23 protein-coding genes are annotated in these 24,192 nt (G+C 61.7%); 9 read left to right on the top strand and 14 right to left on the bottom strand.

Annotation, left to right across the window (positions count from 1 at the left end; translation table 11 throughout):
* Window positions 1–34: 34 nt before the first annotated feature.
* From guaD to QU481_RS04925, 12 genes are all read right to left on the bottom strand, one after another.
* The gene (gene guaD / locus QU481_RS04870) at window positions 35–1,336 is read right to left on the bottom strand and encodes a guanine deaminase (RefSeq protein ID WP_289828777.1); all 1,302 of its coding nucleotides are present in this window, start codon (window positions 1,334–1,336) and stop codon (window positions 35–37) included.
* Window positions 1,337–1,630: 294 nt separating this feature from the next.
* The gene (gene argS, locus QU481_RS04875; protein WP_289828778.1) at window positions 1,631–3,349 is read right to left on the bottom strand and encodes an arginine--tRNA ligase; all 1,719 of its coding nucleotides are present in this window, start codon (window positions 3,347–3,349) and stop codon (window positions 1,631–1,633) included.
* A gap of 202 nt (window positions 3,350–3,551) precedes the next feature.
* Window positions 3,552–5,150: a DUF3138 family protein gene (locus tag QU481_RS04880; protein ID WP_289828779.1), complete on the bottom strand. Its 1,599-nt coding sequence runs from the start codon at window positions 5,148–5,150 to the stop codon at window positions 3,552–3,554.
* A gap of 38 nt (window positions 5,151–5,188) precedes the next feature.
* Complete coding sequence (locus QU481_RS04885) at window positions 5,189–6,124, bottom strand: ABC transporter permease subunit (protein WP_289828780.1); 936 nt, start codon at window positions 6,122–6,124, stop codon at window positions 5,189–5,191.
* A complete protein-coding gene (locus QU481_RS04890; RefSeq protein WP_289828781.1) occupies window positions 6,121–7,029 on the bottom strand; it encodes an ABC transporter permease subunit in 909 nt (302 codons plus the stop codon). The genes QU481_RS04885 and QU481_RS04890 overlap by 4 nt, the downstream gene beginning before the upstream one ends.
* Window positions 7,026–8,165 (bottom strand): ABC transporter ATP-binding protein, encoded by a 1,140-nt coding sequence (locus QU481_RS04895; protein WP_289828782.1) that lies wholly within the window; start codon window positions 8,163–8,165, stop codon window positions 7,026–7,028. Before QU481_RS04895 ends, QU481_RS04890 begins: the two co-directional genes overlap by 4 nt.
* A 75-nt stretch (window positions 8,166–8,240) precedes the next feature.
* Window positions 8,241–9,341, bottom strand: a complete 1,101-nt coding sequence (locus tag QU481_RS04900) for a polyamine ABC transporter substrate-binding protein (RefSeq protein WP_289828783.1) — start codon at window positions 9,339–9,341, stop codon at window positions 8,241–8,243.
* A 908-nt stretch (window positions 9,342–10,249) separates the two neighbouring features.
* Window positions 10,250–11,350 (bottom strand): polyamine ABC transporter substrate-binding protein, encoded by a 1,101-nt coding sequence (locus tag QU481_RS04905; RefSeq protein WP_289828784.1) that lies wholly within the window; start codon window positions 11,348–11,350, stop codon window positions 10,250–10,252.
* Window positions 11,351–11,629: 279 nt separating this feature from the next.
* Window positions 11,630–12,973 (bottom strand): prephenate-dependent tRNA uridine(34) hydroxylase TrhP, encoded by a 1,344-nt coding sequence (trhP, locus tag QU481_RS04910; protein WP_289828889.1) that lies wholly within the window; start codon window positions 12,971–12,973, stop codon window positions 11,630–11,632.
* A 25-nt stretch (window positions 12,974–12,998) separates the two neighbouring features.
* The gene (locus tag QU481_RS04915) at window positions 12,999–13,418 is read right to left on the bottom strand and encodes a hypothetical protein (protein ID WP_289828785.1); all 420 of its coding nucleotides are present in this window, start codon (window positions 13,416–13,418) and stop codon (window positions 12,999–13,001) included.
* A gap of 186 nt (window positions 13,419–13,604) precedes the next feature.
* Window positions 13,605–13,817 carry a hypothetical protein gene (locus QU481_RS04920; RefSeq protein WP_289828786.1) on the bottom strand — a complete coding sequence of 71 codons (213 nt, stop codon included), beginning with the start codon at window positions 13,815–13,817 and terminating at the stop codon, window positions 13,605–13,607.
* 11 nt (window positions 13,818–13,828) lie between these two features.
* Entirely contained in the window at window positions 13,829–14,653 is an 825-nt protein-coding gene (locus QU481_RS04925) for a ferritin-like domain-containing protein (protein ID WP_289828787.1), read from the bottom strand.
* Window positions 14,654–14,839: 186 nt separating this feature from the next.
* Here QU481_RS04925 and QU481_RS04930 point away from each other — a divergent pair, with 186 nt between their 5' ends.
* The 9 genes from QU481_RS04930 (at window position 14,840) to QU481_RS04975 (ending at window position 21,822) form a co-directional block, all read left to right on the top strand.
* Window positions 14,840–15,442 carry a DNA-3-methyladenine glycosylase I gene (locus QU481_RS04930; protein ID WP_289828788.1) on the top strand — a complete coding sequence of 201 codons (603 nt, stop codon included), beginning with the start codon at window positions 14,840–14,842 and terminating at the stop codon, window positions 15,440–15,442.
* Between the two features lie 248 nt (window positions 15,443–15,690).
* Complete coding sequence (gene queC, locus QU481_RS04935) at window positions 15,691–16,389, top strand: 7-cyano-7-deazaguanine synthase QueC (protein WP_289828789.1); 699 nt, start codon at window positions 15,691–15,693, stop codon at window positions 16,387–16,389.
* Window position 16,390: 1 nt separating this feature from the next.
* Window positions 16,391–17,389, top strand: a complete 999-nt coding sequence (locus QU481_RS23975; RefSeq protein WP_435382719.1) for a 6-carboxytetrahydropterin synthase — start codon at window positions 16,391–16,393, stop codon at window positions 17,387–17,389.
* On the top strand, window positions 17,386–18,015 hold the full coding sequence (queE, locus tag QU481_RS04950) for a 7-carboxy-7-deazaguanine synthase (RefSeq protein ID WP_289828790.1): 630 nt from the start codon (window positions 17,386–17,388) through the stop codon (window positions 18,013–18,015). The genes QU481_RS23975 and queE overlap by 4 nt, the downstream gene beginning before the upstream one ends.
* Window positions 18,016–18,142: 127 nt before the next feature.
* The gene (queF, locus tag QU481_RS04955; protein WP_289828791.1) at window positions 18,143–18,574 is read left to right on the top strand and encodes a preQ(1) synthase; all 432 of its coding nucleotides are present in this window, start codon (window positions 18,143–18,145) and stop codon (window positions 18,572–18,574) included.
* Window positions 18,575–18,688: 114 nt separating this feature from the next.
* Window positions 18,689–19,225 carry a DUF4337 domain-containing protein gene (locus QU481_RS04960; RefSeq protein ID WP_289828792.1) on the top strand — a complete coding sequence of 179 codons (537 nt, stop codon included), beginning with the start codon at window positions 18,689–18,691 and terminating at the stop codon, window positions 19,223–19,225.
* Window positions 19,226–19,505: 280 nt separating this feature from the next.
* Window positions 19,506–20,282, top strand: coding sequence for an amino acid ABC transporter substrate-binding protein (locus QU481_RS04965; RefSeq protein ID WP_289828793.1), 777 nt, complete (start codon window positions 19,506–19,508; stop codon window positions 20,280–20,282).
* 80 nt (window positions 20,283–20,362) lie between these two features.
* The gene (locus QU481_RS04970; RefSeq protein WP_289828794.1) at window positions 20,363–21,043 is read left to right on the top strand and encodes an amino acid ABC transporter permease; all 681 of its coding nucleotides are present in this window, start codon (window positions 20,363–20,365) and stop codon (window positions 21,041–21,043) included.
* On the top strand, window positions 21,040–21,822 hold the full coding sequence (locus QU481_RS04975) for an amino acid ABC transporter ATP-binding protein (RefSeq protein ID WP_289828795.1): 783 nt from the start codon (window positions 21,040–21,042) through the stop codon (window positions 21,820–21,822). The genes QU481_RS04970 and QU481_RS04975 overlap by 4 nt, the downstream gene beginning before the upstream one ends.
* A 66-nt stretch (window positions 21,823–21,888) precedes the next feature.
* On the opposite strand, the gene QU481_RS04980 is transcribed toward QU481_RS04975, so the two are convergent.
* Together QU481_RS04980 and adeC are read right to left on the bottom strand one after the other, a co-directional pair.
* Window positions 21,889–22,068 (bottom strand): hypothetical protein, encoded by a 180-nt coding sequence (locus tag QU481_RS04980; protein ID WP_289828796.1) that lies wholly within the window; start codon window positions 22,066–22,068, stop codon window positions 21,889–21,891.
* Window positions 22,069–22,745: 677 nt separating this feature from the next.
* Window positions 22,746–24,188, bottom strand: coding sequence for an AdeC/AdeK/OprM family multidrug efflux complex outer membrane factor (gene adeC / locus QU481_RS04985; protein WP_289828798.1), 1,443 nt, complete (start codon window positions 24,186–24,188; stop codon window positions 22,746–22,748).
* Window positions 24,189–24,192 lie beyond the last annotated feature (4 nt).

Genomic DNA, 24,192 nt, shown 5'->3' on the forward strand with positions numbered 1-24,192 from the left:
CCGGTTTTTGTTGGGGCCGACGTCGTTTGGCCTCTCAGCCAGTGCGCTCGTACACCTTGCGGCCGGCGGCGTATGTCGCCTTGATTACCCGCTCGTCACCGAGCGTCATCAGCACGAACAGCTGCTCTTCCAGTGATGCCGAAAATGCCTGGCGGTCGGCGAGAATCGGGGTCGCCTTGAAGTCGAGCACGGCAAGGTCGGCATCCTTGCCGGCCTCGATGCTGCCGATGTGCTGATCCTGATAGATAGCCCGTGCAGAGCCTAGCGTGGCGAGGTAGAAGGCATGATGCGCCGACAGCGAATAGCCACGCAGCTGCGCGATCTTGTACGCCTCGTTCAGCGTCACCAATGGCGAGAAGCTGGTGCCGGCCCCCAGGTCCGAACCGAGCGCGGTCCGCACCGGATTGCTCGACACCAGCGCCCGCTCCAGATTGAAGAGGCCCGAGCCGAGGAACAGGTTCGACGTCGGGCAATGCACGATGGTCGCACCGGCCTCGGCCATGCGCTTCCACTCCGGATCGGTCAGATGTACCGCGTGGCCGAACAGCGTTCGCGGCCCAACCAAGCCGTAGCGATCGTAGACGTCGAGGTAGCCATGGGTGCCAGGGAACAGCTCGGCTACCCAGGCGATCTCCTTGGTGTTCTCGGAAAGGTGCGTCTGCATGTAGACGCCGGAAATCTCCTGATATAGCGCACCGGCCGCCTCGAGCTGTTCCGGCGTGCTGGTCGGCGCGAACCGTGGCGTCACCACGTAGAAGAAACGGCCACGACCGTGCCATTTCTCGGCCAATGCCTTCGACTCGTCGTAACCGGTCTGCGCGGTGTCGAGCAACGCCTCTGGGGCATGGCGATCCATCAGCACCTTGCCTGCACCGGTGCGCAGGCCTAGCGACTCGGCCTCCTCGAAATACGCATCGACCGATTCGGGATGAACGGTGCAGTAGGTAATCGGCGTGGTCACCCCTGCCTTCAACTGCTCGCGCAGGAAGACCTTGGCGATACCCCGAGCGAAATCCTTGTCGTGGTAGCGCTGCTCGGTGACGAAGGTGTACTTGTTGAGCCAGTCGAGCAATTGCTTGCCGTAGGCACCGATCATCGGCGTTTGCGGATAATGCACATGCGCGTCGATGAACCCCGGCACGATCAACGCATCACGGTAATGCTCGGGGATGACGCCAGCTGGCACGCGGCCGGCGTCATAGACACCGGCATAGCTGATCTTGCCTTCGTCGATCACAATCAGCCCGTCGGATTCGTAGTAAAAGCTGCCGGCCACCGCCTCCTTGAACGGATTGCCGGTGTAACTCAGGAAAGCGCCTCGAATAGCCGATGCCATATGCCACTCCTTTGTGCCAACGTGCGTGCCAACGTGCCAAAGCCAGCCAGAGCTGGAAGTGGAAAAATCGAAGAGCCCGTGCAACGCCGCCGACAATACAGGGAGAGCCAGGGCTCGTTAGCGGCGCAGGAGACACGGCTTCGACTCGTTATCGCCCTACATCACCATTGTTGGCAGGCAAGGCGATCGAACACGGTATCTCCACATGGAAAGACTAGCATGGGATCGCCAACCGGGAAGCCATAAAAAAGCCCGGCGCGTAGCACCGGGCTGTTCTGCCGAGCGGATCGGTTATTACATCGCGTCGAGCACTTCGATGCCAAGCAGGTCCAAGCCCGTCTTCAGCGTCTTCGCGGTCAGGGCGGCCAATTGCAGGCGACTCTGACGCACCTCGCCCTCTGCCTTCAGGATCGGGCAGGCCTCATAAAAGCGCGAGAACAGCGTGGCGATGTGGTAGAGGTACTGGCTCAGGTAGTGCGGGTAGCAACCTTCGGCGACCGCGTTCAGCGTGTCTTCGAACTGTGCCAGCGCCACCGCCAGCTGCTTCTCGGCCGGCTCGGTGATAACGATCTTGGCGTTGGCGTCGTAGTCGGTCGCCTTGCGGAACACGCTCTGCACGCGGGTATAGGCATACTGCAGGTACGGAGCGGTATTGCCCTCGAACGACAGCATCGTGTCCCAATTGAAGATGTAGTCGCTCATCCGGTTCTTGGAGAGGTCGGCGTACTTCACCGCGCCGATGCCGACCACGTGGCCGATATGGCGGCGCTCTTCCTCGGACAGGTCCGGATTCTTCTCCGTCACCAGCTGGAACGCGCGCTCAATCGCTTCGTCGAGCAGCTCGACCAGTTTCACCGTACCGCCGGTACGGGTCTTGAACGGCTTGCCGTCGTCACCCATCATCACGCCAAAGCCAACGTGCTCGAGCGCCATGCTCTCCGGCGCGAACCCGGCCTTGCGGCAGATGGTGAACAGCTGCTGGAAGTGCTGGCTCTGACGCGCGTCGACCACGTAGATCACCCGGTCGAGGCCGAGCGTCTTGTGACGGTAGCGCACCGCGCCGAGGTCGGTGGTGGTGTACAGGTAGCCACCGTCCTTCTTCTGCACGATCACACCCATCGGCTTGTCTTCCTGGGTGCGGAACTCTTCCAGGAACACCACCTTGGCGCCCTCGTCGACGTTCAAGAGGCCGGCCTTGTCCAGATCGGACACCACCACCGGCAGGTCGTCGTTGTACGACGACTCACCGCGCACATGCTCACGCGTGAGGCCGACGTTCAGCTTCCGGTACACCGCTTCGCAATGCTCCAGCGACACGTCGACGAACTGCTCCCACAGCTTCAGCACCTGCTGGTCGCCGCCCTGCAGCTTCACCACATACTCGCGGGCGCGATCGGCGAACTCTTCGCTCTCGTCGAAACGGATCTTGGCGTTGCGGTAGAAGGTTTCCAGGTCGTTCAGCTCGAGCGAGGCATTGCCGGCCTGCTGGGTCTCCACCAGGTAGGCGGTCAGCATGCCGAACTGGGTGCCCCAGTCGCCGACGTGGTTGGCACGCACGACGTCGTGGCCGAGGAAGGCCATCACGCGGGCCAGGGCGTCGCCGATGATGGTCGAACGCAGGTGGCCGACGTGCATCTCTTTCGCCAGGTTTGGCGACGAGTACTCCACCATCACGTGCTGCGGCTTCGGCGGAGTGATGCCAAGCTTGGCGTCCTTGAGCGCCGCTTCGGCGCGCCCGGCCAGGAACGCCGGATCGAGGTGGATATTGATGAAGCCCGGCCCGGCGATTTCCACTTTGCTGGCGATGCCGGCGAGATCGAGCTTGGCGATCACTTGCTCGGCCAAGGCGCGCGGGTTGGTCTTCAGCGCCTTCGCGGCGCCCATCACGCCATTGGCCTGATAGTCGCCGAATTCCGGCTTGGAGGCCGGCTGCACGACGGCCGGCGCGTCCGGCGCCCCGGCCGCAGCGAGTGCCGCCTGCACCCGCTCGTTGATCAATTGCAAAATCGTCATGAAGGGTTCCAGTCTTATGCCTTAAGCGAAATTCGAATATTCGATTTCGAACAATCTTACCCTGTCGATTGTAAGCTGACCCCCTCTGGCCGGGCAACGCAAGATCGCCGATCCGTTACGCTTTATCGGTGCACAACCCCGAAAAGAAAAAAAGACAGCGACGCATCGCTGTCCATGACAGACCCGAGAGGGAGTGACGGGTTTAGAACGTGTAAACCATCGCGGCACCGACCACATCATTGGTCTTGGTGAAACTGCCATTATGCTTCACGAACACATCGTGATTGGCCCAGTCGTGCCGGTACTCCATCTTGATGATGAGCTGGTCGATCGGATAGAACAGCAGCGCAGCAGCCAGCGACTGACGGTTGGCCCCCTTGCACTCGCTACCGTTGGTGGTGGAGTTGGCCAAACAAGCGAAGTCGATGCCAAAGCCGTTGTTGCCATCGTAGCCCTGCGAGCCAAGCAAGACGCCGCCACCGCCGCCGCCATTCTTGCTGTCGTCGAGGTAGTCGTAGCGGAAGGTCACCCCCATGCGACCGAGCAGGTCGGTGGTCCACTTCTGGTGCGCCTGCAAGGAGGCACCGTACCAGACCGCATCCCCGCCATTCCAGGCCGCATTCTTCTGGGTACCGTAATCGACCTCGGCATTGAACTGGGCATCGGGCAACAGGTAGGTCATGTCCACTTCAGTGAAGTAGTAGTCACTGAACGGATTGCTGGACGTGCACTGGTAGCCGAAGCCGGTATTGCCGCCTTGACAACCATTGCTGATGCTGCCGTTAGCATTGGCGGTAGCACTGCTGGTCGCCAGCGTCTGGCGGCCTGCGTTGAACGACCAGCCGATGTCCAGTGGGCTACTGTACTGATAGTCGACACGCGCAGTAATGGTCGGGGTGTTGTTGGTTTTGAAGAGAGGATTATTGTTGTTCGGATCGGAGCCGGTCTGCACCGCCGAGCCGCGGGTGCGGTATTGTTCGTTGCCGAGGAAGGTCTTCACCGTCCACTGACCATGACTCCAGTTGACTCCGGCACCGACATAGCTGCCCGGGTCGCTGAAGTCGTACAGCAGATTGTGGGTGATCGACAGCGTCTGGTTGGACTGCTGAACGTCATAGCCGCCGAAGCTGGAGATCAGCCCCGCCACGATGGTGGTGGTGTCGGAGAGCGGGTAGTTGATCTGCGCCGTGTTGATGATATTGTTGCCGACCGTACCGTTATCATTGGCGAGCAGCGTGTTGCCGTTGCCGCGGTTAGGCATGATCGAGAACTCGACGCTCGGCGCGGTTGGGCCGACACCGAAGGTCTTCTTGATGTCGAGGTAGACATCGCCAATGGTACTGGTGTCGTAGGTGTAGGCTGAGTTGTGGTTAACGAACTGGAACGACCCGCTATTGGCGTTATGGTTGTACATATACGTCGGGTCGAGGTAACCCGTCACGCTCAGACCGGCCAGCGGGCCTTCGGTCGACGCGGTCTGCAAGGCGTCGACCTTCAGCTGCATGCTGGCGAGCTGCTGCTTCATCTCGGCGAGGTCCTCGGCCGACATCGTCGGCGCAGGGTCGTCGGCAGCAACCGCCTGCGCGCTGGCCGCCGGCGCGGCCGGATCGGTCGTGGCCGTCGCGGCGGCGTCCCCCTTCTTCTTGGCGGACTTGTTGCCGGCCGCCTTCTGCATCGCATCCATCCGACTTTGCAAGGCGTTCAACTGCGCCTTCAGTCGCGCGATCTCATCCCCTTGGCTATCGGCCAGCACCATCCCCGGTAGGCTGGCCAACAAAAGACTGATCAGTGCTCTCTTCATAAATTCTCCGTACGTGTTATTGGTATCGTGACGAGGACTTACGACTGGGCACCCTTGCGGGTCAGCAACGACGGCTCGCCTGCGCCCCTGGCGCTCCGAGCCATTGCCGGACTGTCGCCGGTTTCGACCACCGTAGGCTCGTTCTGGAACGCCATGCGCATTTCACGCGCCCGCCTGCGCTCGGAGGCACGCATATATTGGTTGGCAGCGACCACACCGATGGAAACGAGCAGGATGAAGATCGTCGCCAGCGCGTTCATCTCCGGATTCAGCCCCAGTCGTACCCGCGAGAACACCACCAGCGGCAGGGTGGACGAGCCTGGGCCGGACAGGAAGGCGGTCAACACCAAGTCGTCGAGCGACAGCGTGAACGACAAGAGCCAGCCGGAGATCAGCGCCTGCGCGATCAGCGGTAGCGTGATGACGAAGAACACCTTGAGCGGCGTCGCGCCCAGGTCCATCGCGGCCTCCTCGTAGGCCATGTTCAGCTCCTTGACCCGAGACTGGACGACGATCGCCACATAGGACACGCACAGCATCACGTGGCCGATCCAGATGGTGAAGATCCCTCTGCCCTGCGGCCAGCCAAGCATCTGTTCCATCGCCACAAACAAGAGCAGCAGCGAGATGCCCTGAATCACTTCCGGAATCACCAGCGGCGCGTTGATCATCGCGGTGAACAGCGTCAGCATCCGGAAGCGGCCGAAACGCGCCAGCACGAAGCCGGCCCAGGTACCGATCGCCACAGCGGCGAAGGCGGTCATCAGCGCTATCTTCAGGCTCAGCCAGGCCGCGGTGATCAGCTCGTCGTCGTCGAGCAGCGCGGCATACCACTTGGTGGAGAAGCCCGACCAGACTGTGACCAGCTTCGACTCGTTGAACGAATAGATCACCAGCAGGATGATCGGCAGGTAGAGGAACAGGTAGCCGAGACCGAGCACGGACACCGACAAGGGTTTGCTTGGCTTGATCATCGCTTGTTTTCCTCCATGACTTTGGCCTGGTAGTGCTGGAACAGCGCCATCGGCACCAGCAAGAGCAGCACCATCGCGCAGGTCACCGCCGCCGCCATCGGCCAGTCGACGTTGTTGAAGAACTCGTCCCACATCACGCGGCCGATCATCAGCGTGTCCGAGCCGCCGAGCAGTTCAGGGATCACGTATTCGCCGACCGCAGGGATGAACACCAGCAAGCTGCCGGCGATGATGCCGTTCTTGGCGAGCGGCAGCGTCACCTCGATGAACGCGCGCCACGGCTTGGCACCCAGGTCGTAGGCGGCCTCGAGCAGCGTCAGGTCCATCTTCACCAGGTGGGCGTAGAGCGGCATGATCATGAACGGCAGGTACGAATACACCATGCCGATGTAGACGCCCCAGTTGGTGTGATAGATGCGCAGCGGCGTGCTGATCAGCCCAAGCCACATCAGGAACTGGTTGAGAAAACCGTCGTTCTTGAGGATGCCGATCCAGGCGTACACCCGGATCAGGAATGACGTCCAGAACGGCAGCATGACCATCATCATCAGCGTGCTGCGCACCGACTCCGAGGAGCGGGCGATGTAATAGGCGATAGGGAAGCCGATCAACAGGCACAGCAACGTCGACACCAGCGCGATCCTCAGTGAACTGATATAGGTCGCGAAGTACAGGTCGTCCTGCAACAGGAACTTGTAGTGGCCGATGTTAAGGGCGATCGAGTAGACGTCGTCCTTCAGCGTGGTCAGCGGCGTATACGGCGGTACGCCGAGCTGTTGTTGCGAAAAGCTGATCGTTACAACCAGGATGAACGGCACCAGGAAGAACACCAGCAGGAAGGTGAACGGTATGCCGATCACCGTTCGGCGACCGTTGGGCAGCCAGCGTTGGATGAGCTTCTTCATTTGGTCAGCACCACTCCGCTGGATTCATTCCAGCTGACAAACACCTCTTCGCCGTAGGACGGCGCTTCACCTTGGCTGAGCACCATCCCGGCGACGTTGGCCGTCACCATCCGACCGTTGCCGAGCTCTACGCGGTAGAGCGCGTAACTGCCCATGTAGGCGACGTCCTTTACCACCCCTTGCACCCAGTTGTACGGCTGCTGGGGCTTGGCCCGCGACAGCACCACCCGCTCCGGGCGCACCGATACCGACACGTCCATGCCGAGCGGGCCGGTGATGCCGTGACTTATATAGAGCCGCACCGGCAGCGATGCCGACTCGATGTAGACATGGTCCGGCTCGTCCTCGACCACCACGCCGTCGAACAGATTGGTCGAGCCGATGAATTCGGCCGAGAAGCGCGAGTTCGGGAATTCATAGACGGCGGTCGGCTCGCCGATCTGCACGACCTCGCCCTCGCTCATCACCGCCAGCCGGTCGGCCATCGTCATCGCCTCTTCCTGGTCGTGCGTCACCATCACGCAAGTAACACCGACCTTGCCGAGGATGTTCATCAGCTCGAACTGGGTCTGCTGGCGAATCTTCTTGTCGAGCGCCGACATCGGCTCGTCGAGCAGCAAAAGCTTCGGGCGTTTCACCAGGCTGCGCGCCAGTGCCACGCGCTGCTGCTGACCGCCGGAGAGCTGGTGCGGCTTGCGCTGGGCAAACTTGCGCATCTGCACGAGATCCAGCGCCTCGTTGACCCGCTCGGTGATCTCGTTGCGTGGCACGCCTTCCTGGCGCAGGCCGAAGGCAACGTTACGTTCCACCGTCATGTGCGGAAACAGCGCGTAGCTCTGGAACATCATGTTCACCGGGCGGTGGTAAGGCGGCACGCGCGCCAAGTCCTCGCCGTCGATCAGAATCTTGCCTTCGGTAGCGGTCTCGAAGCCGGCCAGGATGCGCAGCAGCGTAGACTTGCCGCAGCCGGAGCTGCCGAGCAGCGCGAACAGCTCGTTCTTTTCGATCGTCAGGTTGACGTGGTTGAGCGCGACCGCATCGCCGAACTTCTTCACCACGTCGATGACTTCGACGAAGCCCTTGCCCTGCTGGCGGGATGCTGCCGAGGCGTTTCTTTCTAGAGTCTGGACATTCATGATGATTTGCCACGAGTGGGTTGGTCTTCGGGCACGGCCCCCCGGTCGCGCCCGCTACTGCCTAGAGCGGGACGCTTAGCGCCCGGTCTTCAGTTGGGTCCACAGCCGGTTTTCCAGACGGATGATGTCGGCCGGAATCGGCTTTAGCAGGAACAGCGTCTTCATCACCGACTCCGGCGGATAGATGGTCGGGTCGCTGGCGATTTCCGGTTTCACGTACTTGCGTGCCGCCACGTTGGCGGTCGGGTAGAACACCTCGTTGGTGATCTCGGCGTTCACCTTCGGGTCCTCGATATAGTTGATCCACTTGTGCGCGGCCTCCGGATGCGCGGCGTCCTTCGGGATCACCATCATGTCGAACCACAACGGTGCCCCGCCCTTCGGGATTACGTAAGCGATCTGGTAAGACTTCTTCGCTTCGGCGGCTCGGTGCTTGGCGATGTTGACGTCGCCCGACCAACCATAGGCGAGACAGATGTCGCCGTTGGCCAGGTCATTGATGTAACCCGAGGAGTTGAACTGAGTGATATAGGGGCGGATCTTCTTCAATTGCTCGAACGCCGCCTGATAGTCGGCCGGGTTCCTGCTGTTCGGATCCTTGCCCAAGTAATGCAGAGTCGCCGCGAACACGTCGTTGGCCTGATCGAGCACCGACACGCCACAGCCCTTCAGCTTGGACACGTTCTTCGGATCGAACAGCATGTCCCAGCTGTCGAGCGGTGCGTCCTTGCCAAGGATGGCGTGCACCTTGGTCAGGTTGTAACCGAGACCATCGGTCCCCCAGGCCCACGGCACGCCGTGCGCGTTGCCTGCGTCGGCACCGGCCACCTGCGCCATCAAGCCTTTATCGAGGTTGGCCAGGTTCGGCATCTTGCTCTTGTCGAGCTTCTGGTAGATGCCTGCCTCGATCTGCTTGGCCATGAAGTTGGACGTCGGCACCACGATGTCGTAGCCGGCCTTGCCGGTCAGCATCTTCGCCATCAGCGTGTCGTCGCTGTCGTAGACGTCGTATTTGACCTTGATGCCCGATTCTTTCTCGAAACCTGGAATCGTCGACTTGGCGATGTAGTCGGACCAGTTGTAGACATTCAAGGCCTTGTCTTCGGCGAGCGCGACCGTGCTCGACAACAGCAACAAGGAGGAACAGAGCAGCTTGCAAACAAACTTTTTCTTCATAATCACTTCCTAAAAGTTGACGCAGCACTACAACGATCCATCCGCAGCAGCAGGCTGCGGGCGGGAAAGACCAGCCGTGGCCACCCCCGCAGCTATCCCTTAAAGGGAGCGGCGTCGACATCAAGATCAGAAATAGAGGCGAAGGATGGCCTAAGCGCGAATAGGAGATGCGGACGTTTTGCAGGGCGATCGGCCCGACTCGCGTCAGAGCAGCTCAAAGGCCCGAGACGGGCGGCGGGGAGGAACAGGTATTCTGGATGCGATGTAGGGCATTAAACAAAATCGAAGCAATCTCGGCAGCTGGCAGCCGCCGGAAGGACGGCGGTAGCGGAGCGTCTTCCGCCAGGCTGTCGCAGTGTAGTTGGAACGCGCCGAAACTTTGCCATCGTTTGGGAACACCACGAGTCATGATGGTTTTCTCCCCCCGCCTTTGTAAAAGTGTGCCTAAGTATTTGTTTAATAAACTTCACATACACACCGATTTGTCACTTCTTTTTAACCACAAAGCCCCAGCATTGCAACGATTTTTTGTTAGGCAACAAATTTGCATACAAAAAATGATCAATATCCTCATCACCTACGGAGAAAACCTGAGCTGATCTCTGGCCTCGCCGTCCGATACCGATTAGCGATTCCAATCATGTCATTGAGATATGGTTTTTGTAGGCTGTCTGACTTGCTCTTTCTATAACCCCACAAACAGCGGGCTATACAGCTTTATTGACAAATGCATATCACTTTATGAGCAGGCCTCTCCGAACATCGTCTACAGTGCGAAAACGCACCTGGCAAAGACCAGAAGTCAACACGACAAAAAAATTGACGCCTATCCGACAAAAGACGGCGCAGATACAACAATGGCGCCCCAAAGGGCGCCATCTTGGTACAGGGCTTGCCGAACCGGTGGGTCAGTGCCCCGTCTTCAGCTCGGTCCACAGGCGGTTACGCAGCCGGATAATGTCGGCCGACACAGGCTTGATCAGGTACAGCGTCTTCAGCACCGCTGCCGGTGGATAGATGGTCGGATCGTTGGCGATGTCCGGCCTCACGTACTTGCGCGCGGCAGCGTTGGCGGTCGGGTAGAACACCTCGTTGGTGATCTGCGCGTTCACCTTCGGGTCCTCGATATAGTTGATCCACTTATGTGCCGCCTCCGGATGTGCGGCGTCCTTCGGGATCACCATCACGTCGAACCATACCGGCGCCCCGCCCTTCGGGATCATGTAAGCGATCTGATACGGCTTCTTCGCCTCGAGGGCACGGCGCTTGGCGATGTTGACGTCACCCGACCAGCCGTAGGCAAAGCAGACGTCACCGTTGCTCAAGTCGTTGATATAGCCCGAGGAGTTGAACTGGGTGATGTAGGGGCGAATCTTCTTCAGCAACTCGAACGCTGCCTGGTAGTCGGCCGGCTTCTGGCTGTTCGGGTCCTTGCCCAGGTAGTGCAATGCGGCAGGGAACACGTCGGCGGATTGGTCCAGCACCGACACGCCACAGCCCTTCAGCTTGGAGATGTATTTCGGGTCGAACAGGATGGCCCAGCTGTCGAGCGGCGCGTCCTTGCCGAGAATGGCGTGCACCTTGGTCAGGTTGTAGCCGAGGCCATCGGTCCCCCAGGCCCACGGCACGCCGTGCGCGTTGCCCGGATCGGCACCGGCCACCTGCGCCATCAAGCCTTTATCGAGGTTGGCCAGATTGGGGATCTTGCTCTTGTCGAGCTTCTGGTAAATGCCCGCCTCAATCTGCTTGGCCAGGAAGTTGGACGTCGGCACCACGATGTCGTAGCCGGCCTTGCCGGTCAGCATCTTCGCCATCAGCGTGTCGTCGCTGTCGTAGACGTCGTATTTGACCTTGATGCCGGTTTGTTTCTGGAAGTCCGGTATCGTCGACTTGGCGATGTAGTCGGACCAGTTGTACACGTTCAGGGCCTTGTCCTCGGCAAATGCCAGCGAGGTCGATAACAGCAGCAATGAGGAATACAGCAGCTTGCAGGCAAACTTGTTCTTCATGATCGCTTCCTGAGTTGACGCAACACTAGGGCACAGAGGACGACTCCCGCTCGGTCTGGACCGGCGTTGGTACAATGATGAACACTCCCGTATTTATTGAAACAGAATGGCAAATTGGCGTAATAAACGTCAAAAGCACATCACGTTATCGATTCTTTATTAACTACAAAGCCCCCACCGGCAACGGTTTTTTATCCGCCGTTACGCTGCCGCCAAACGCCAAAACAAAAATGGCGCCCCCTATGGGACGCCATTTCTACTCAAGCTTGGCGGAATCGCTTACAGCAGACGGGCTATCAACGCTTTGTTCATGCCGGCCATACCGGGGATTTTCACCTTCACGCCGTTGCCCGGCGCCACCTGGGCGGCCTCGCCATCGCGGGTCATGGTATCGAGCTTGATGATGCGGTTGCCGCTCGGGTGGATGATCTCCAGGCTATCGCCGACCGCGAAGCGGTTCTTCACGTCGACCAGCGCCCAGCCCTCGCCATCCACTTCCAGCACTTCGCCGACATACTGGCTGCGCTTGGCCTGCGAATGGCCGGTCAGGTAGTTCTGGTATTCCTGGGTCTGGTGACGCTCCAGGAAGCCCGGGGTGTAGCCGCGGTTGGCAAGGCCTTCGAGGTCGGCCAGCAGCGAGTAGTCGAACGGACGCCCGGCCACCGCGTCGTCGATCGCCTTGCGGTAAGCCTGGGCGGTACGCGACACGTAGTACAGGCTCTTGGTGCGGCCTTCGATCTTCAGCGAGTCGACGCCGATCTTCACCAGCTTCTCCACCTGCTCGATGGCGCGCAGGTCCTTGGAGTTCATGATGTAGGTGCCGTGCTCGTCCTCGATGATCGGCATCATCTCGCCAGGGCGGCTGCCCTCTTCGATCAGATAGGTCTTGTCGGCGAGCGGGTGGCGTTCAGCACCGCCGCAGGCGGCGAAGCTCTGGTTCGCTTCTTCCAGCGCCTTGTTGAAGTCGAACTGGATCACCTGCACGTCACCGGCGTCGTCGCCCTTGGTGTCGTGCATCTTGTAGTCCCAACGGCAGGCGTTGGTACAGGTGCCCTGGTTCGGGTCACGGTGGTTGAAGTAGCCGGACAGCAGGCAGCGACCCGAGTAGGCGATGCACAGCGCGCCGTGCACGAACACTTCCAGCTCCATGTCCGGGCATTCCTGACGAATTTCAGCGATCTCGTCCAGCGAAAGCTCGCGCGACAGAATGACGCGGGTAAGGCCGATCTTCTGCCAGAACTTCACGCCCATCAGGTTGGTGGTGTTGGCCTGCACCGACAGGTGGATCGGCACTTCCGGCCACTTCTCACGCACCATCATGATCAGGCCCGGGTCGGCCATGATCAGCGCGTCCGGCTTCATCGCAATCACCGGCTCCATGTCGGCGAGGTAGGTCTTGAGCTTGGCGTTGTGCGGCAGGATGTTGCTGGCAACGAAGAACTGCTTGCCGCGCGCGTGTGCCTCCTCGATGCCGATCTTCAGCTCTTCGAGCTTGAATTCGTTGTTGCGGGCACGCAGCGAGTAACGCGGCTGGCCGGCGTACACGGCATCGGCGCCGAAATCATAGGCGGCGCGCATCTTTTCCAGGTTGCCGGCAGGCAGCAGAAGTTCGGGGGCTTTCATCATTGGGTTCGGTGGTGGTTTTCGTTCAGTGCAGCACGCCGCCGGTCGGCAGCGGCTTGAGATCGGGTTGGACGAAGGCGCGGCGTGCGTCGTCGTCGGCCAGACGGGCTTCCGAGTAGTACTCGCACACCACGCTACGTGCGTTGCGCACCAAGTCAGGGTTGGCCGACAGGAAGCGGTCCCAAGAGGACAGGAGATACGGCTCGTCGTCGAGGCGGCGGTACAGGATGGCCAGGAGCGCCATCGTCAGTGTGTGGTGATACTTTTCGGCCACGCCGTGGGTCATCGCGAAGCGCGACAGCGAATAGGCGCAGCGGGCCGCCGCCTCGCGAGCCGGGTAGTTGCGCCGATACACCCAGGCTGCATACAGATGCGCGGTATGGTCCAGCTCGCTGGCGGCCATTGCCCGGGTTTCCAGACGCTGCAGAAAATCCTGTTCGTCCATATCGCTCACTCCCGCCGTCAAGACAGCTCCAATGGAAAAGGCCCCACTCAGTGGAGCCCTATCATACTCTTGTTGCGGCGCGATTATGCTCCCCGGCAAAGACCCGCGTCAAGCGTTCAACCAGGCTATCAAACCATCGATAAGCCAATGATTTATAAGTAACGATCCAGCAAAAACCATTCCGACTCACGGCCCCTTGACCAGAGCCGCCAGTGCAAAAAGCTGCACCGCCACTGCCAGCACCTGCAAAAGCGACAGTAGGCCGGCAAGCAAGGGAAAGCCCAGCCCGCGCACGTACTGTGCGAGCCCGGACGATACGGCGAATACCAGCGTGGCAAGCACCAACAGTATCACCGCGATGCGCCGCTTACGGCGCAATAGGTTGAATAGACGGATCATGTATTTCTTTCTTAGCTCGGATCGCGCACCACAGAGAAATCTTCCAGCATCTTCAGTTCAAACTCGCTGAAACCAGCGCGCAGCCTCGCCTCGCGGTTGAAACCGCCCTTGAACACGTACACGTCGTAGTCGGCCACCAGCTGGCGGAACGTCGCCAAGGGCTCCATGCCACGCTCGTCGCACAGTCGGGTGAACCAGTAGTTGCCGACCTGCACATGGCCGACCTCGTCGTGGTAGATCACGTCGAGCACCGCCACCGTGGCGGTGTCCCCGATACCGGTAAGCTTGCGCTGGATGCCCGGCGTCACGTCGAGGCCCCGCGCCTCTAGAATGCGCGGCACCAGCGCCATCCGCACTAGCGGGTCGTGATCGGTCTTGCACGTCATCTGCCACAAGCCGTTATGTGCCGGAAAATCGCCGTAGTCGAAACCGAGCGATTGCAGGCGTTCGCGCAGCATCGCGAAGTGTTGCGCCTCCTCGGCCGCCACCTGCAGCCAGTCGGCCAAGAAGGCATCGGGCAAGTCGCGAAAGCGCCAGGCCGCATCGAGCGCCAGGTTGATCGCGTTGAACTCGATGTGCGCGATCGCATGCACCAGCGCGGCGTGGCCTTCCTGCGTGGAGAGCTTGCGTTGCAACAGCTGCGACGACGGCACCAGCGTTGGCCGAACCGGTCGGCCCGGCACCGGCACGGCGACCACGGTGTCGTCGCCGACTCGGCGCAGCGAACCGTCCAGCCAGCCGGCACGCTGAGCAGCGACTTCAGCCAGCTTGGTGTCGATGTCCTCGGCCATCAGGGCACGATGGATCAGGGGATAAATATCGGTCGGATTCGGCATGGGCCGGGATTGTACCGCAGGCGAGGACTGCGCCGTTGTTGTCAGCATCCCGACGGCAACAGGCTAAAAGCGCATACTCGTCATGATTAGGACCACCCTCTCCGTCGGTCCTGGTCGTCATAATGATTGATTTCTAGATATGACCCGCTGCACACTTTGCCCCCATCCCCTCTTCCGGCCACACCGATGTCTACCGCCACCCTTACCCGCTGCGCCTGGTGCAGTGACGATCCGCTCTATATCGCTTACCACGACGACGAGTGGGGCGTGCCGGTCACCGACGATCGCAAGCTGTTCGAAATGCTGATTTTAGAGGGGGCGCAGGCGGGCCTGGCCTGGATCACCATCCTGCGCAAGCGCGAGGGCTATCGGCGCGCCTTTGCCGACTTCGACCCTGCGCAGATCGCCCGCTTCGACGAGTCGGACGTGGTGCGGCTGATGGCCGACGAAGGCATCGTGCGTAATCGCCTGAAGATCGACAGCGCGATCCGTAACGCGCGGGTATTTCTGAAGATGCAGGAAGAGCACGGCAGCTTCGCCGACTGGCTGTGGCGACAGGTCGACTACACTCCGCAGTGCAACCGCCTGCACCGGCTTGCCGATACGCCGGCCACCAGCCCGCTGTCCGACCAGATCAGCAAATCGCTGAAAAAAGCCGGCATGAACTTCGTCGGCAGCACGATCATCTACGCTTTTCTGCAGGCGACCGGCGTGGTCAACGACCACCTGACCGACTGCTACCGCTACACTCTCTGTCCGCCCGGGCGGGTGAGCCTGCCCCATGTCTGATCATCCCGACTTCGATAGTGAAGACCGCGCTTCATTACTATACTATCAACGATAAAGACATATTAAAGACATGCCGTTAATGCCGAATGTCTTTTCTGGCATTGCTGCCCCTGCCCGCGCTAACGCCCGTCCACCAACGGTTTTCATCAGCCGCCAAACCCGCTACACTCGCCCCCGCGCGCCGCGATCACTTGAGCGGAATAGCGCCCTAACAAACCTACTTCGACTGTTACTCGAAGGAATACAAAATGAGCACTCCGCATCGAGCCGGAAGGGCGCTGGTCGTCCTGTCCGGCGGTCAAGACTCGACCACCTGCCTCTATTGGGCCATCCAGCGCTTTGGCCGCGACGCGGTCGAAGCCGTCACCTTTGACTATGGCCAGCGCCACCGCGTTGAACTCGACGCCGCGAAACTGATCGCCGAGATGGCCGGCGTGCGCCAGACCGTACTGCCGATCAATACCTTCGGCGTAATGGGCGGTAACGCACTCACCGGTGACATCACCCCGGAAAGCGGTGCTCGCGACGACGCCGACACCACGCTGCCCAACACCTTCGTTCCTGGCCGCAACCTGATCTTCCTGACTTTTGCCGCTGCCCTCGCGTATCAGAAAGGCATCGAGCATGTCGTCACTGGCGTGGCGCAGACCGACTACTCCGGCTATCCGGACTGCCGCGAGAACACCCTGAAGGCGCTGGAACTGGCGATCCGCCTCGGCATGGACAGCCCGGTGGTGCTGCACGCACCACTGATGTTCATGAGCAAGGCGGAAACGGTGTTCCTCGCTCAGGAAGTCGGCGCGATGAAAGCGCTGGCGTACAGCCACACCTGCTACAACGGTGAAGTACCGCCGTGCGGTCACTGCGCCTCGTGCGAACTGCGCGCCAAGGGCTTCGCCGAGGCCGGCATTGCCGACCCGCTTGTCGTCCGGACCACCGGAGCCTGAGATGCGCATCACCCATCTTGCTACGTGCGGCTTCGAGGCCGCACGCCGCCTGAGCCAGGCCGATGGGCCAGCCAGCCGGCCGCATGGCCATAGCTTTTTCGTGACTGCGGAAAGTACCGAACTGGGGTTGGCTACGCTACGCCAGCGCCTGAACGACGTCTGCGCGCCACTCGACTACCGCGATCTCAACAGCTTGCTGCCCGAGCCGGATGACCTGGCACTGGTCACCGGGATCGCCGACCGCCTGCGCGCGCCGGCGCGACTGACACTGCGCTCGGCGCCGAGCCGGGGCATTGAGCTCGACACCGACGGCAGCGCGCAGCGCTGGCTGTCGACCGGCTTCGAGGCAGCGCACCAGTTGCCGCACGTGCCTCACGGCCACCAGTGCGGCCGGTTGCATGGCCACGGCTTCGGCGTCCGGCTTGTCGCCGATGCCCTTGCCTGTTCCGATGCGGAGCTGGCCGCTGCCTGGCAGCCGTTGTTCAACCAACTGCAGCACCGTTATCTGAACGAGCTGCCCGGCCTCGCCAACCCGACCAGCGAAGTGCTCTCCGACTGGCTGTGGCAACGGCTGGGCGACACACTGCCGGCCATCAGCGCCGTCGAGGTGTTCGAGACCGCCACCGCCGGCAGCCGCCGCGATGCAGCCGGCTACACCATCTGGAAGGAGCAGCGCTTCGAGGCGGCCAAGCCGTTCGATGAAGCCGGCCGCTACACCGGTCACAGCTATCTGGTACGGCTGTATCTGGCTGGCACGCCCGATGCCGACAGCGGCTGGCTGCGCGACTTCGCCGAGGTGAAAGCGCTGTTCGCGCCGCTGTATCGTCAGCTCGACCACCATGCGCTCGATACACTGCCCGGCATCGACGCGCACGACTGTGCCGGCATCGCCCGTTGGATCGCCGCCGGGCTGCATGCCGAACTGCCGGAACTCGCACAGATCGACCTGTTCGAGAACGAGCACGAAGGCGCCCGACTGCGCCTGGGAGCAATGCGATGACTTACACGGTAAAAGAAATCTTCTACACGCTGCAGGGCGAAGGCGGCCAAGCCGGCCGCCCAGCGGTGTTCTGCCGCTTTGCCGGCTGCAATCTGTGGAGCGGCCGCGAAGAGGACCGCGCCAGCGCCTTGTGCCGCTTCTGTGATACCGACTTTATCGGCACCGGCCCGGACGGCGGCAAGTTCACCGACGCGGCAGCGTTGGCTGAACGCATCGCCAGCGAGTGGCGCGGCCACGGCGGCAAGCCCTGTGTGGTGTTCACCGGTGGCGAGCCACTGCTGCAGCTCGACAGCGCACTGATCGACGCAATGCACGCGGTCGGTTTCGACATCGCGGTCGAGACCAACGGCACCATCGCCGCCCCTGCGGGCATCGACTGGCTGTGCGTCAGCCCAAAGGGCGCCAACCCGCTCAAGCAGACGTCGGGACACGAGCTTAAACTGGTCTACCCACAGCTCGATGCGCTGCCCGAGACTTTCGCCGACCTCGACTTCGCAAACTTCTACCTGCAGCCGATGGACAGTCCGACGCAGCGCGACAACACCGTAGCTGCGATTGACTACTGCCTGCAGCACCCGCAATGGCGGCTGTCGCTGCAAACGCACAAGATGACCGGCATCCGCTGAGCGTCACTGACAAAACCGGCGCCGCCCTGCTGCACTCTCTACCGTCTACGACAGAGTGCCTGGCTCCAGGCTCGCAACGATGAGTTTTGTTGGTGACTTCAGCCACTGAATAGACAAGGAATTGACAATGAACCTGCACGACAATCTGCAAGCCCTCGGCAACAAGAAGACCGAGTACCGCTACGACGAACCGGATGCCTCACTGCTTGAGCGCTTCCCCAACCCGTTCAGCAAGAGCGAGATCAACCCGAACGGCGTGACCGGCACGCTGAACATGACCTGCCCGGAATTCACCAGCCTGTGCCCGGTGACCGGCCAGCCTGACTTCGCCACTATCGTCATCGACATGCAGCCGGACGAATGGTGCGTCGAGTCGAAATCGCTGAAGCTCTACCTCGGCTCGTTCCGCATGCACGGCGAGTTCCACGAAGCGTGCATCTGCCGCATCTGCAACGATCTGGTGAACCTTTTGCAGCCCAAGTGGATCAAGGTCGAAGGTCGTTTCACCCCGCGCGGCGGCATCCCGCTGTGGCCGGTGGCGGAATACCGCAAGCCGTAAGCCTGGCCGAACGGTCGCTTGGACCTTATTCTGGGGGCGCGCAATCGCGCCCTTTTTTCATGCGGCGGACAATACCCTGCCCGCCGCCCGTTTCTCCACTACCCGCACCCAACCATGGCAGAAGAGAAGAAAGAACCCTGGCTGAACCACCTGGCGCTGACCACCGTAATCCTGGCGGTGTGTGCCACCCTCTCGACGTTCAAAGGCGGCGGCTACTCCACCCGTGGCGTGATCAGCCAGGCGCAGGCCTCCGACCAATGGGCCTATTACCAGTCCAAGAGCGTCAAGGCCAATCTGTATGAAATGCAGCGCGACAAGCTGGCACTGGAACTGGAAACGCTGCCCGACAATACGCCAGACAGCACCCGCCAGCGCTACCAGGCCCTAGTCGCCGACTACAGCAAAAAGCTGCAGCGCTACACCCAGGAGCGCAATGACCTGCAGAACAAGGCGCGGACGCTGGAGCAGCAGCGCGACGAAGCGCAGCGTCACAGCCAGCCGTTCGGCATCGCGGTGATCTTCCTGCAGATTGCCATCCTGATCTCGTCGATCGCCGGCCTGTTCAAGCGCCGCGCGCTGTGGCTGGCCGCCCTGCCGCTTGGCGCACTGGGCCTCACCTACTTCGCTGACGGTTTCTTCCTGTTCCTGTAGACGCCATCCACACCAACCTCACCGCGACGGTGCGCTTGACGGTCGTTTCCCAGACGGCCAGCATCGGCGCACCGATCTCGGCCCGCCGCGCGCGGTGACGGTGGACGGACGACTTCCCTCCGAGCCACCGCCAACATCGCTTCATATTGTTATATTTTTATGCCATTAATACATCAATTTATATAACTTGTTGAGATATTAGACGGATTGTTACAGTGCTCCTCAACCGCCGTGCCACCCGCCAGGCCGGCCTCTCTCTTCCCTAACCGGAGCACCGAACATGCAGAAACCCGTCCGCACCACGCTGACCGTCGCCGCCCTAGCACTCGCCTTCGCCGGCGCCGCCCACGCCCAGACCGGCCTGGAGCAGATCAAGGTCGCTGGCGTGTTCAAGATCGGCACCGAGGGCACTTATGCCCCCTACACCTACCACGATGCCAGCGGCGCGCTGGTCGGCTTCGACGTGGAAATCGGCCAAGCCATCGCCAAGCGCCTGGGCGTGAAGGCCCAGTTCGTCGAGGGCAAGTGGGACGGGCTGATCGCCGGCCTCGACGCCAACCGCTACGACGCGGTGATTAACCAAGTGGCGATCACTGAGGCGCGCAAGGCCAAGTACGACTTCTCCACCCCCTACATCGCCTCGAAGGCAGTGCTGATCGTCAGAACCGACACCAGCGCGATCAAGACTTTCGCCGACCTGAAGGGCAAGAAATCCGCCAACACTCTGACCAGCAACTTCGGCAAGCTCGCCCAGGCCAACGGCGCCGAGCTGGTCGGCGTGCAGGGCTTCAACGAGTCGATCGACCTGTTGACCTCGGGCCGCGTCGACGCCACCGTCAACGACAGCCTGTCCTTCCTCGACTTCAAGAAGCACAAGCCGGATGCCAAGGTGAAGATCGTTGCCACCGAGAGCAACGCCGACTACTCCGGCGTGATCATCCGCAAGGGCAACCCGGAGCTGCAGGCGGCGATCAACCAGGCGCTGGCCGGCATCAAGGCCGACGGCACCTATCTGAAGATCTCGCGTAAATACTTCGGCGAGGACGTGTCGCAGTAAGAACCTCCGGCGCCCACGGGCGCCCTTCCCGTCTGTTCCCGCCCGGCTCCTGCGGTCGGGCTGTCAATTGAGTCTGTCGCATGCCCCACTGGTTGCAACTGATGGCCGAATCGTTCTGGCCCCTGCTCTATGCCGGGCTGGTCTTTACCGTGCCGCTAACCTTGCTGTCCTTTGCCGGCGGCCTGTCGCTCGGCTTCGTGCTGGCGCTGGTTCGGCTGTTCGGCCCCGCCCCGCTGGTCGCGGTGGTGCATTTCTATGTCTGGCTGATCCGCGGCACACCGCTGTTGGTGCAGCTGTTCGTGATCTTCTACGGCCTACCCTCGGTCGGTATCGTGTTCGACCCGTTCCCGGCCGCACTGCTCGGCTTCGTGCTTAATGTCGGCGCCTACACCTCTGAGGTGATCCGCGCGGTGATCGAATCGGTGCCCAAGGGCCAGTGGGAGACCGCCTATTCAATCGGGATGAGCGGGTCCCAGGCGATGCGCCGCACCGTGCTGCCGCAGGCGGCGCGGGTGGCAGTGCCACCGCTGTCCAACAGTTTCATCTCGCTGATCAAGGACACTTCGCTCGCCGCGGTGCTGACCGTGCCGGAAATCTTCCAGGCCGCCCAGCGCATCGCTGCGGTCACCTACGAGCCACTGATCCTATACACCGAAACGGCGCTGATCTACCTGCTGTTCAGCTCGGTGCTGTCCGCGCTGCAGGGCCGGCTGGAACAGCGCTTCGGTCAACATGCCCTCGCCCTAGGAGCCCGCGCATGATCCGCCTTACCGCCATCGACAAGCATTTCGGCCCGCAACAGGTGCTGAGGGGCGTCGACCTCGCCATCGCCGAGGGCCAGGTCACCGCGCTGATCGGCCCGTCCGGCAGTGGCAAGAGCACGCTGTTGCGCTGCGTGAACCTGCTGGAGCTGCCGCATGGCGGCGAACTGCAGCTGGGCGAGGCGCAGATCCGCTTCTCCGCCCATGCCGCGCCACGCCGCGAGGCGGTGCAGCAGGTGCGCCGCCAGACCGGCATGGTGTTCCAGAACTTCCAGCTGTTTCCACACCAGACAGTGATCGCCAACGTGATGGAGGGACTGCTCACCGTGCAGAAATGGGACAAGGCGCGGGCGCGCCAGCGCGCTGGCGTGCTGCTCGACAAGGTCGGGCTGGCGCACAAGGCCGATGCCTGGCCGTCCACGCTGTCCGGTGGCCAGCAACAGCGCGTGGCGATCGCCCGCGCGCTGGCGCCGGCGCCGCGGGTGCTGCTGTGCGACGAGCCGACCTCGGCGCTCGACCCGGAGCTGGCCGCAGAGGTCGTGGAGGTGCTCAAGCAGCTAGCCACCGACGGCATGACCATGCTGATGGCCACCCACGACCTGCGCCTGGCCGCCAGCATCGCCGACCAAGTGGTGTTCCTCGAGGCGGGCCAGGTGGTGGAAAGCGGCAACGCCCGCGAGCTGTTCACCCGGCCGCGCCAACCGCGCACCGCCGAATACGTGGCCACCCTCACCGCCAGCCTGCCGGACGCCTGGCGGCAGACCATCTTGCCGGCATAAAAAAATAGCGGCCCCGCAGGGCCGCTATAACCAAACCACGTTGACCAAACCGACCAACGTCCTCATTCATGCCAAAGTACTGACGATACCTTGTTGCAGTTCAAACCCCGCCGCATCGCTCGCCAGGCTCGGATCGGCCTGGATGATCTGAGCCCAGTTGGCGTTGGTATCGCCCGGCACGTAATTGAAACTGGACGCTGACTGCAGATTGCCACTTGCATCGTAGACCCCCTGAGGCCGTCGCACTGCCTGTCGTTGCGTCGGTACCGCTCCCATCGACTGCACTGCTGACGCCGGTGGAACTCGTGTCCGTGACAGCGGAGCCGGCACTGCTCGAATCGCTGCTGCCAGAGACCTCACTCACCAGACTCCCCGCGCCATTGGTGGATGCTCCGTTCGCGGCCAGCTGAGACCACGTCCGGTTCTGCTGCACAGCACTGATCAGACTACTGAGCACACTGGTCACGCTGTCGTTCGAACTGGAGGAATTGGAGAGTCCATCAATGACGCTGGCAGACGCCGCAAATTGGTCGCCATCACCGCCAAACTCTGCGCCGCTGCCGTATCGGTACTGAGGCTATTATCGAGGCCCGGCGCACTCGTACTGCTGTCCGCGGTACTGCTCGCAGTGGAGACGGAACTCGAAGTGAAAGAAGTATATGGCGAAACATAGGACGGCAACGTGGAGATACTGGATAGGTTCATGGCGGCGCCTCCTGAGGCAAATTCGTCGCTTCAGCCCTTATCGGCCGCCGGCAGAGCCTCATGACCCTGCTTACAAATAATTTACACTTATCCGCCATTGCACCAATAAGCTGAAAAACCAGGGACTTACTGGCAAAAGCCACGGCGACCCATCAAAGCCCCCTACATAGAAAAAAAGCCCGCCATATGGCGGGCTTTGACATTGGCCGAGCCATCGCTCAGCCGGCCTTGGCCGGAACATTGGCGGCAGGCGCCTGCTGCCAGCCGCCGCCAAACACCTTGTACAGCGTCACCAGGTTGGTCTGGCGTGCCAGGCGGATGGAGATCAGGTTCTGCTGGGCGCTGTACAGCGAACGCTGTGCGTCGAGCACGTTCAGGTAGCTGTCCACCCCCTTGCGGTAGCGCGCGTCCGACAGCGTGTAGCTGCGGTTGGTCGCATCCACCAACGCCTGCTGGGCGGTTAGCTCGTCGTCGATGGTGCCACGGGTAGCCAAGGCATCGGCCACTTCGCGGAACGCACTCTGGATCGACTTCTCGTACTGTGCCACCGCGATCTTCTCCTCGATCTTGGCCACATCCAGGTTGGCGAGGTTGCGACCGCCGTCGAAGATCGGCAGGTTGACCTGCGGGATATAGCTCCAGGCCCCCGCACCGGCCTTGAACAGATCGGACAGCCGCGCACTGGCGCTGCCGGCCAAACCGGTCAGGGTGATGCTGGGGAAGAACGCCGCCCGCGCCGCGCCGATATTGGCATTGGCCGACTTCAGCAGGTGTTCGGCCTGTTGGATATCGGGACGGCGCTGCAGCACCTCGGATGGGATGTCCGCCGGCACGTCCTGCACCGCAGTGACGGTGTCGACCTCGGCGACCGGCTGCAGATCCGGCGGCACGGCCGCGCCCACCAGCAGCGTCAGCGCGTTCTCGTCCTGCGCGACCAGGCCGGTGTAGCGCGCCACGTCGACCCGGGCGGTCTCGACGCTGGTCTGCGCCTGGCGCAGATCCAGCTCCGATGCCACCCCCAGCTCGAAACTGCGCTGGGTCAGCTGGAACGAAGACTGCTGGCTGGTCAGCGTATCCTGCGCGAGCTTCAACTGCTCGTGGTCGGCACCGAGCGTCAGGTAGGCATTGGCCACCTCGGCGATCAGGCTGATCTGGGTGCTGTTGCGCGCTTCTTCAGTGGCGAGGTACTGCTCGAGCGCCGCGTTCGTTAGGCTGCGCACCCGGCCGAAGAAGTCGAGTTCGTATGAAGAGAAGCCGAGGTTCGCGCTGTAGCTGTGCGAGACCATCGTCTGGCCGGTGCTCGACAGGCTGGCCGGCGTGCGTTTGCCAATACCGCTGCCACTGGCGTCGATGCTCGGGAACAGATCGGCACGCTGGATCTGGTACTCCGCGCGAGCCTTCTCGATGTTCAGTGCCGCCACTCGCAGGTCGCGGTTGTTGTCGAGCGAGAGCTGGATCAGCTGCTGCAGCTTGGCGTCGTTGAAGTAGTCGCGCCAGGTCGTGGCAGCGAACAGCTTGGCATCACCATTACCCGCTTTATACGCAGGACCGGACACGCTAGTCGGCACCGGCGAGGCCGGGCGATAGTAGTCCGGGGCCAGCGTGCCGCAGCCGGTCAGCAGGGCGGCGAGCACGGCCAGGCTCAGTGTGGTTCGAATCATCTTG

Source organism: Crenobacter oryzisoli (assembly GCF_030385785.1).
Classification (GTDB): domain Bacteria; phylum Pseudomonadota; class Gammaproteobacteria; order Burkholderiales; family Chromobacteriaceae; genus Crenobacter_A; species Crenobacter_A oryzisoli.